We start from the raw sequence: 1,624 nt of genomic DNA, 5'->3' as shown, positions 1-1,624 counted from the left end.
GGGGTACCTGTCGGACGATGCCGAACTCATCATCGCCGAACTCGTCGTGAACGCCGTCAGGCACGGGCTGCGGACCGCGCCACAGGCCGTCGCCCCCGGGGCACCTGGGGTGGCCGGGGCGTCGGCGCTTCGGCTGTGCCTGCTCCGCCGCGTCGGCGAGGTCATGCTGGCGGTCACCGATCCGAGCAACGAGGCGCCCGCGCCGCGCGCGCCCGGCTGGACGGGGGAGAGCGGCCGCGGACTGCAGATCGTCGGCGCGCTCAGCTACGTCTGGGGCTGGTCCCCCATGGAGGGCCGCGGCAAGGCCGTCTGGGCCGTCCTGCGCTGCTGCTGACCGGTAGCCCACGTTCGTTTCGCTAGATACCTGAGCTGGACACCGGCTCGTCCGCCACCGACAGCACGTGCTCGACCAGGGTGATGAGGACCTCCTTGGCCGACTCTTTGGACCGGGCGTCGCACATGACGATCGGCAGGTCCGGGTCGAGGTCGAGGGCAATGCGGACGTCATCGGCGGCATACCTGCGCGCGCCCTCGAAGCAGTTGAGGGCGATGATGAAGGGGATGTCGCGGCGCTCGAAGTAGTCGATCGCGGGAAAGCAGTCGGCGAGCCTGCGCGTGTCGGCGAGCACGATCGCGCCGAGCGCGCCGAGCGCGAGCTCGTCCCACATGAACCAGAACCGCTCCTGCCCCGGCGTCCCGAACAGGTAGAGCACCAGGTCCTCGCGCAGGGTGATCCGGCCGAAGTCCATCGCCACGGTAGTCGTGGTCTTGCGCTCCACGCCTGTGATGCTGTCCGTCCGCGCGCCGCGATCCGTCAGCGGCTCTTCCGTGCGCAGCGGCTTGATCTCGCTGACAACGCCGACGAGGGTCGTCTTGCCTACGCCGAACCCGCCCGCGAGCAAGATCTTTATCGCGCGATGACGGCGCGCGGCCATGCCCGCGGCGTCATAGTGCCCGTAGGCCATGGAGGACCTCCCTCAGCGTGTTCCTGTTAATCTGCCGCGGCTCGGCAGGGACCGGTGCCCGGATCGCGACAAGGCCGAGTTCTCGCAGGTCCGCCAGGAGTATGCGGACCACGCCGAGCGGCAGGTCGACGTCCGACGCGATGTCCACCACCGTGGTGGGCGCCCGCGCGAGCTGCAGGACCGATATGTGTTCTGGCGCCAGCGCCCCCGGGTCCGCCACGCGGCCGCCCGTGGTGGTCACGGTGGCGACCAGGTCGAAGGCCTCCCCGGCATGCCTCGTCCTGCCCCGGGTCAGTGCGTACGGGCGGACGACGGGACCGGCCTCGGCGTCGAGCCACCGCTCGTCATTAGACGGCATGGGCCTTTCTTTCTAGCTGCCAGATAACGCGGACTGGGTCCGCATGTTGACCTGCAGGTGGTCGCCGGTGCGCTGGACGAGGACGGCCATCTCGTAAGCCACCAGTCCCACGTCGGCCTCGGCCCCGGTCAGGACGGCCAGGCAGGTGCCCTGCCCGGCGGCCGTCACGAACAGGAATCCCGAAGACATCTCGATGATCGTCTGCCGCACCTCGCCGCCGCCGAAGTGCCTGCCCGCGCCCCGTGCCAGTGACTGGAACCCGGCGGCGAGGGCGGCCAGATGCTCGGCGTCCGCCTGGTCC

General features: G+C 70.2%; 4 protein-coding genes. 1 reads left to right on the top strand and 3 read right to left on the bottom strand.

What is annotated here, in order from left to right; all coding sequences use genetic code 11:
• The coding region (locus WA805_RS04270; RefSeq protein ID WP_425241689.1) for an ATP-binding protein at positions 1-334 on the top strand (334 nt) is incomplete at its 5' end.
• Between the two features lie 22 nt (positions 335-356).
• Here the strand turns inward: WA805_RS04270 and WA805_RS04265 are convergent.
• The 3 genes from WA805_RS04265 to WA805_RS04255 all read right to left on the bottom strand — a co-directional run.
• Entirely contained in the window at positions 357-965 is a 609-nt protein-coding gene (locus WA805_RS04265) for a GTP-binding protein (protein WP_422285961.1), read from the bottom strand.
• Positions 946-1,323 carry a DUF742 domain-containing protein gene (locus tag WA805_RS04260; RefSeq protein ID WP_425241688.1) on the bottom strand — a complete coding sequence of 126 codons (378 nt, stop codon included), beginning with the start codon at positions 1,321-1,323 and terminating at the stop codon, positions 946-948. The genes WA805_RS04265 and WA805_RS04260 overlap by 20 nt, the downstream gene beginning before the upstream one ends.
• A 12-nt stretch (positions 1,324-1,335) precedes the next feature.
• Positions 1,336-1,624 (bottom strand): roadblock/LC7 domain-containing protein (locus WA805_RS04255; RefSeq protein ID WP_425241687.1); only part of this gene is annotated, 289 nt, incomplete at its 5' end.

Source organism: Trebonia sp., from assembly GCF_049794275.1.
Lineage (GTDB): Bacteria > Actinomycetota > Actinomycetes > Streptosporangiales > Streptosporangiaceae > Trebonia.
This window is presented reverse-complemented; position numbering and strand designations above follow the sequence as displayed.